Below are 7,159 nucleotides of genomic sequence, written 5' to 3' on the forward strand. Positions count from 1 at the left end.
CCAAGCAGATTAATTTTAAGCAAAATGAGCTGTACTGTAATTTAAAGGATTTATTCAAATTATTCAAACCGGAATATAGAGCAGGTATTTCTCCCTGAAAAACGCTTCTTTAAACAAGCCGGCTATCTCCCGGATTTGCGGCTTAAGCCTGCTTTCCCGAATTTCCTGTGTAAGATCGCCACCCTTCATGCAAATCAGCCCATTTTTAAAAAGATCTGTCTTTTTTTTGTTGCTTAACAGGGGACTGCTCCACTGCCACAGGTCTTTTAAGGGGGCAACGGCGCGACTCACGGCAAAATCAAATTTCCTGTTTTTGATTTCTTCCGCACGTATATGCTGTGTGGTTACATTTTTTAATTGTAATGCCTGCACCACTTCATTCACTACTTTTAATTTTTTGCCGATCGAATCTACCAGGTGAAACTGAACATCCGGAAAAGCAATAGCCAGTGGTATTCCCGGAAAACCGCCCCCTGTTCCAATATCAATAATTTCAATGCCGCTGGTAAATTTAAAAACCGCTGCAATGGCAAGCGAGTGCAATACATGCTTTTCATACAGCGAATCAATATCCTTACGGGAAATGACATTGATCTTCTCATTCCATTCTTTATATACCTGGCCAAGCGCCGTGAACCGGCTTATTTGCAAATCAGAAAAATCAGTAAAATACCGGGTGATCACTTCCAGTTTACCCGTGGCTTCTTCCATAATGCAGGAGTAAAAATGAGATAGTAAAAAAGCATAAAGATATCAAAGACCCAGAACCATTTCCAAAGGTCTTTCTCGTCTAATTTTTCCATGGCTTTATACCATATGATGCCTTGTATAATGAAACGCAATAAAAAAACACCCAAAACCAATTCCCAACGAAAAAAGAAGAGTGCTGCAATAAATGACGGGTAAAATAAAAAATGAGTGAGTGCATATAAACCGAGCAAAATCCTGTGTTTGGTTTTATAAAGCCTGGCTGTAGTAAAATGCCTGTTTTTTTGATTTCGCCAGTCCTTCCATGTTTTTTTAGGTTCGGAAAGCGTAAAAGCTTCTTTGTCTACCACTACTTTTGTATTGCGGGCATTGGCCGTAGCATTAATGAACAAATCATCGTCCCCCCCGGGTAAATGGTTGTGTCCGGAAAATCCTTTGTTGCGGAAGAACACATTCTTTTTATAGGCAAGGTTTCTGCCGGTTCCCATATAGGGCAATCCTGCAAGGGCATAGGAAAGATATTGTAACCCCGTATGAAAAGTTTCGAAACGAATAATCTTATTCAGAAAGCCCTTTCTTTTATAATAAGCGCCGTACCCCAATACAATTTCCGTTCCCTGCTCAAAAGGAGCAACCATTTTGTGCATCCAGAATTCACTCGCGGGAACACAATCGGCATCGGTTAACAGCACAACATCGTGCTTTGCTGTTTTAATACCCATTGACAGGGGAAATTTTTTTCCGTGAATGAATTTTGCTTCCTGCTTCAGTTCAATAATATGCAATTGTGCAAAATCTTTCTGCAAAGCTTCAAGCAGGTATTTGGATTCATCTAATGAATTATCGTTTACTAAAATGAGCTCATGTGTGTCAGTAAATTCCTGGACGAGTAAACCGGGAAGATTTTTAGCTAAATTTGCGGCTTCGTCGCGGGCACAAACAATTACAGAAACAGGTTGCTGATGATAGGATATGGAGGAATCGGCGCGATGAAAAGCCAGCCTTCTGAAGAAATAAAGATAATAGATGATCTGGATGAAAGTGACGCAGCAAAACGCTCCAAAAACTATTATAGGCCAGTCAAATTTTTCCATCATGGCGGCGAAGGTAAGAAATAGAAGGATTTGTTATTATGGATTTATTGTAATGCGTAAATATGTTGAAAAGTTATGGCTGCATTAAAGTTTGAATTACAGCAAAAAGATCCGTTATCGGGGGCGAGAACAGGAAGTATTATTACGGAGCATGGCGTTATACCCACACCCATTTTTATGCCGGTGGGCACGGGGGGGAGCGTAAAAGCCCTTACCCAAAGCCAGTTGAAAGAAGAAGTGAAGGCAAAGATCATTTTGGGAAATACCTATCATTTGTACCTCCGTCCGGGTATTGAAGTGTTGGAGGAGGCCGGGGGATTGCACCAGTTTATGAACTGGCAGCAACCGCTATTAACCGACAGTGGGGGATACCAGGTTTTTTCGCTGGCCGGTACACGTAAAATAAATGAGGAAGGGGTAATGTTTCAAAGTCATATTGACGGCAGTAAGCATTTATTTACACCCGAAAAAGTGATGGATATACAGCGTAGCATAGGCGCTGATATTATTATGGCTTTTGATGAATGCCCGCCTTATCCCAGCGAGTATGTTTATGCACAGCAATCTATGCAGCTTACACACCGGTGGTTAGACAGATGTTTTCAGCGGGTAGAAGAAACAACGGGGAAATATGGTTACGCACAAAACCTTTTTCCTATTGTACAGGGCGGAACATATACTGATCTTAGAAAAGCATCATGCGATTATATTGGTTCAAAAAATGCAGCAGGTAATGCCATTGGCGGCTTAAGCGTTGGGGAGCCCGAAAATATGATGTATGATTTATGCGGTTTATGCTGCGATAACCTGCCTGCAGATAAACCACGCTACCTGATGGGTGTAGGTACTCCGTGGAATATACTGGAATGTATTGCACTGGGAATAGATATGTTTGACTGCGTTATGCCTACCCGTAACGGGCGTAATGCCATGTTATTTACATCAAAAGGCATCATCAATATTGACAATAAAAAATGGGAGAAGGACTATTCGCCCATTGATGACGGTATTGCATGCGAAACCAGTAATTATTACAGTAAAGCTTACCTGCGGCACCTTATCAAATCAAAAGAGATATTGGGACTTACCATAGCCAGCATACACAACCTGGCCTTCTATCTTCATGTGGTTACTGAAGCCCGGAAACATATTGAAGCAGGCGATTTTACAGGCTGGATGAAAAGCAGTACAGAGCAGTTTAAGGTGAGGAGATGAGAGGAGAGAAGTGGGAAGAAGTTGCAGGGTACAGGACACAGGGTACAGGTGCAAATGTGGCGGTAGGCACGCAACGAAGGAGCGTCAGACCGCAGGCAAGAAGGAGTATTCAGCCTATTGTTAGCAGCTATTCACCTGAATCTGAAAGCTGATTGCTGAAAGCCCTTAATTCCGCTTCTGCTCAAACAGCCATGGCAACAGGGCGGGTTCGGCAAGGGCTTTTATCCAGCTATCATGTTTTACGCCCGGATATTCAGTGTATTTTACTTTAGCATCCGCCGTTTTTAATGCACTAACCATAATGCGTGAATTGGCTACAGGCACTGCATCATCATCCGCGCCATGAAACACCCATATGGGAAAATGCCTTCCATAAAGCTTTGCGCTTGCCGGATTGCCTCCACCGCATATAGGAAATGCTGCCGCAAACAATGCTGGTTTGCGCCATAGTATTTCAAATGTTCCAAAACCACCCATCGAAAGTCCGCCAATATAAATCCGCTTCGGATCAACAATACCGCTGTTAACTAAAGTGTCAATAAAATTCATTACCATTTGCAGTGGCCGGGTAGGAGCCACATTCATGGGGAACTGGTATGTACCGGATGAATCTGCAGGTTTGTTTTTTGCCCGCACACTCCACGATGAATCGGCAGGACATTGCGGAAAAACCACTATTGCCGGAAATTTTTCCCTGTTTGCCGAATCAAGAAAAAGAGAGTCTCCCCATGTGAGCTGCGCCTCATTGTCATTACCTCTTTCGCCTGAGCCATGTAAAAAAACAATTAAAGGATATTTTTTTCCTGCAGAAAAATGAAGCGGGGAAAGTATCCGGCAGGGGAGTGTGTCGTTGCCCTGTAAGAAAAGTTGCCGCTCAAATAAATCGGGGTCGGGTACCTGTGCATTTACAAAACAAGGGGCTATGAAAAAAAGAAAACAGAAGGAAAAAAGTCTGAAACTATTGTGAATATTTTTCATAACAGAAAGATACAAAGTTCTTATTAGAGTTTTGGTTTACTTTTGGCCATTACGGGCTTTTTAACGTTCACCAGGGCCACTTGCATGAAAAAAATAGATTGGTACATATTTAAGGATTTTATTTTTACTTTCATTTATTGCATTCTGCTGTTTACCGCTATTTCGGTAGTAGTTGATATCAGCGAAAAGACTGATGATTTTGCCAAAGCCAATCTCTCTGCCAAATTTGTAATGACACATTATTACGTAGGTTTTGTGCCATTCATTGTTTCATTTTTATTCCCTCTTTTTACTTTTATAGCAGTTATATTTTTTACTTCCCGCCTGGCTAACCGTTCAGAAATTATAGCCATTTTGGCCAGCGGTACCAGCTTTAACCGCTTGTTAAAACCCTATTTGCTTGGCGGCATCTTACTGGCAACCCTGCTCTGGTTTGGAAACCGCACCTTTGTACCCCAGGCCAACGGGATACGCACTGCATTCGAAATAGAATATATTAAATCGCCCGGGCAATACAGCAGCAATAATAATATTTACATGCGTATTGATTCGGTTTCATATTGCGGTATCCGTTATTATGATACTGCTGCAAAAAGCGGCAGTGGTTTTTTTATGGACAGGTTAAACGGAACAAAGGTTGCATATAACCTGAGGGCAAATACCATTGCCTGGGATGCTGTTCAAAAAAAATGGAAACTAACGGGCGTAATAGAAAGAAAAATTAATGGCTTACACGAAGATGTAAAACAGGACACTGTACGGCGCCTTGATTTCAATTTTACACCTGACGACCTAAAGCGTGATGAGTATGTAAAGAGCAGGCTTACTACAGAAGAACTCCGGCATATGGTAGAGATGGAAAAATTACGCGGATCAGAAGGTACCAATGACCTGGAAGTAGAATTATACCGCAGGGATGCTACACCCGTAACCGTTATTATACTTACATTGATAGGCGCTGTACTGGCCTCCCGTAAAATACGAGGCGGTAGCGGTATTCATCTTGCTGCCGGCTTTGCTATTGCCGCTTTGTTTATTTTGCTCGACCGTTTTTCTACCATTTTCAGTGTTAAAGGAAGCCTCCCGCCCATTATTGCGGCATGGCTGCCCAATTTCCTGTTTGGGTTACTTACGTATTATCTTTACCGCAAGGCGCCTAAATAGCATACTCCATATCCATTTTAATTGAAAGGAAATGCGGGAGAAAACAAAAGCACTGTTTTCGATATAATCCTTGTTCCCGTTCGGAATAATTAGTTTAAATAAATCAAATAAATTATTTGAAACATCGAATTTTTGACAGCTTTTAACCGTGTTTTAGCTAACTTTAGCGCTCTTGTGATCCTGCTTAATATACAATCGGAGAATTATTCAAAACACTTTATATATGGCAACAATAAAAGAAAGGTTTAAAGGGAAAGCTGATGAGTTATCCGCAGAGATCAAAGACATTCTTAAGGAACATGGCAATAAAAAAATAGGAGAGGTGATGCTTTCCCAGATTTACCAGGGCATGAGGGGCGTAACAGGACTGGTAAGCGAAACTTCTTTACTTGATGCCCGGGAGGGCATTCGCTTCAGAGGGTTTTCAATTCCGGAATTGCAGAAAAAACTACCCAAAGCCACTAATGGAAACGAGCCCTTGCCGGAAGGATTGTTTTACCTGATGCTGATAGGCGAGCTGCCAACCGAGAACGATGTTAATGATATTACCAATGCCTGGCAGCGCCGCTCACATGTGCCCAATCATGTTTTTGATGCAATAGAAGCGCTGCCTAAATCTTCTCATCCAATGACGCAGTTTGTGGTGGCGATTATGGCATTGCAAACCGAAAGCATCTTTGTTCGTAAATATACTGAGGGACTCAGCAAAAAAGATTACTGGGATGCGGTGTATGATGATTCGATGAACCTTATAGCCCGGTTGCCCAGGGTAGCTGCATATATTTATCGCCGTAAGTATAAAGATGAAAAGCATATACAACCCGATGGGCTGTTGGACTGGTCCGGAAATTTTGCCCATATGCTGGGCTTTGAAGATGATAGTTTTAAAGAACTGATGCGCTTGTATATGACCATTCATGCTGATCATGAGGGAGGTAATGTATCAGCACATACAACACATTTGGTAGGTTCTGCGCTAAGCGATCCCTACCTGAGCCTGGCGGCAGGCATGAACGGCCTGGCTGGCCCTTTGCATGGGTTGGCAAACCAGGAAGTGATTAAATGGATATATGAAATGCGGGAAGAACTGGGTGTTGAATTGCCTACCAAAGCACAGATAGAAAAATATGTGAAAAAAACGCTCAAAGAAGGGAAAGTGGTACCTGGTTACGGCCACGCTGTATTGCGTAAAACAGATCCCCGGTTTTCGGCCCAGATGGAATTTGGTAAAAAACATATGCCAAACGATCCTTTGGTAAATACGGTATGGCGGGTATATGAAGTGGTACCCGGTATATTAAAGTCGTTGGGCAAAGTAAAAAACCCGTGGCCGAATGTTGATGCGCACAGCGGAGCCCTGCTGGTGCATTATGGACTGGTTGAATATGAATTTTATACTGTATTGTTTGGTGTAAGCCGTTCCTTAGGTGTGCTGGCCAATTTATGCTGGGACAGGGCTTTGGGCCTCCCGATAGAACGTCCCAAATCTGTTACTACGGCATTAGTAAAAGATTGGATTGAAGGAAAAGAAGAAATTTTGGGGGATTAAAGAAGAAAATGTTTTCTGGTTATTTAAGTACCAACCAGGCAGTTCTCTGTCTGGTTTTTTATTTTGATGGAAAGACTTAGCGTTCTATATTTGCAATCCCTTAAAAAAACATGGGGGTTTAGCTCAGCTGGCTAGAGCGTCCCGATGGAAATCGGGAAGGTCACTGGTTGTAGCAATCCGTTTAAAAGTTCTTATAAAAAAACATGGGGGTTTAGCTCAGCTGGCTAGAGCGTCCCGATGGAAATCGGGAAGGTCACTGGTTGTAGCAATCCGTCTAAAAGTTCTTATAAAAAAACATGGGGGTTTAGCTCAGCTGGCTAGAGTGTCCCGATGGAAATCGGGAAGGTCACTGGTTGTAGCAATCCGTTTAAAAGTTCTTATAAAAAAACATGGGGGTTTAGCTCAGCTGGCTAGAGCGTCCCGATGGAAATCGGGAAGGTCACTGGTTGTA

6 protein-coding genes are annotated in these 7,159 nt (G+C 42.4%); 3 read left to right on the plus strand and 3 right to left on the minus strand.

The window, feature by feature from the left end; all coding sequences use genetic code 11:
• Window positions 1-63: 63 nt before the first annotated feature.
• Both rsmG and FRX45_RS19255 read right to left on the minus strand, forming a co-directional pair.
• Window positions 64-711, minus strand: coding sequence for a 16S rRNA (guanine(527)-N(7))-methyltransferase RsmG (rsmG, locus tag FRX45_RS19250; protein WP_226805460.1), 648 nt, complete (start codon window positions 709-711; stop codon window positions 64-66).
• A complete protein-coding gene (locus FRX45_RS19255; protein WP_226805461.1) occupies window positions 681-1,805 on the minus strand; it encodes a glycosyltransferase in 1,125 nt (374 codons plus the stop codon). The genes rsmG and FRX45_RS19255 overlap by 31 nt, the downstream gene beginning before the upstream one ends.
• 72 nt (window positions 1,806-1,877) lie before the next feature.
• Between FRX45_RS19255 and tgt the strand changes: the two genes are divergently transcribed.
• Window positions 1,878-3,017, plus strand: a complete 1,140-nt coding sequence (tgt, locus tag FRX45_RS19260; RefSeq protein WP_152270109.1) for a tRNA guanosine(34) transglycosylase Tgt — start codon at window positions 1,878-1,880, stop codon at window positions 3,015-3,017.
• A 165-nt stretch (window positions 3,018-3,182) separates the two neighbouring features.
• Here tgt and FRX45_RS19265 read toward each other — a convergent pair whose 3' ends face one another.
• Window positions 3,183-3,995, minus strand: coding sequence for a carboxylesterase family protein (locus tag FRX45_RS19265; protein WP_152270110.1), 813 nt, complete (start codon window positions 3,993-3,995; stop codon window positions 3,183-3,185).
• Window positions 3,996-4,079: 84 nt separating this feature from the next.
• Here FRX45_RS19265 and FRX45_RS19270 point away from each other — a divergent pair, with 84 nt between their 5' ends.
• Entirely contained in the window at window positions 4,080-5,159 is a 1,080-nt protein-coding gene (locus FRX45_RS19270; protein ID WP_152270111.1) for an LptF/LptG family permease, read from the plus strand.
• Between the two features lie 223 nt (window positions 5,160-5,382).
• The gene (locus tag FRX45_RS19275) at window positions 5,383-6,708 is read left to right on the plus strand and encodes a citrate (Si)-synthase, eukaryotic (RefSeq protein WP_152270112.1); all 1,326 of its coding nucleotides are present in this window, start codon (window positions 5,383-5,385) and stop codon (window positions 6,706-6,708) included.
• Window positions 6,709-7,159 lie beyond the last annotated feature (451 nt).

The organism is Agriterribacter humi, assembly GCF_009192765.1.
GTDB classification, from domain to species: Bacteria; Bacteroidota; Bacteroidia; order Chitinophagales; family Chitinophagaceae; genus Agriterribacter; species Agriterribacter humi.

What these genes read in the sequence shown, in the direction of transcription:
- rsmG (WP_226805460.1), bottom strand. Translation starts at nt 711, where the DNA reads ATGGAAGAAGCCACGGGTAAACTGGAAGTGATCACCCGGTATTTTACT.
- FRX45_RS19255 (WP_226805461.1), bottom strand. Translation starts at nt 1,805, where the DNA reads ATGATGGAAAAATTTGACTGGCCTATAATAGTTTTTGGAGCGTTTTGC.
- tgt (WP_152270109.1), top strand. Translation starts at nt 1,878, where the DNA reads ATGGCTGCATTAAAGTTTGAATTACAGCAAAAAGATCCGTTATCGGGG.
- FRX45_RS19265 (WP_152270110.1), bottom strand. Translation starts at nt 3,995, where the DNA reads ATGAAAAATATTCACAATAGTTTCAGACTTTTTTCCTTCTGTTTTCTT.
- FRX45_RS19270 (WP_152270111.1), top strand. Translation starts at nt 4,080, where the DNA reads ATGAAAAAAATAGATTGGTACATATTTAAGGATTTTATTTTTACTTTC.
- FRX45_RS19275 (WP_152270112.1), top strand. Translation starts at nt 5,383, where the DNA reads ATGGCAACAATAAAAGAAAGGTTTAAAGGGAAAGCTGATGAGTTATCC.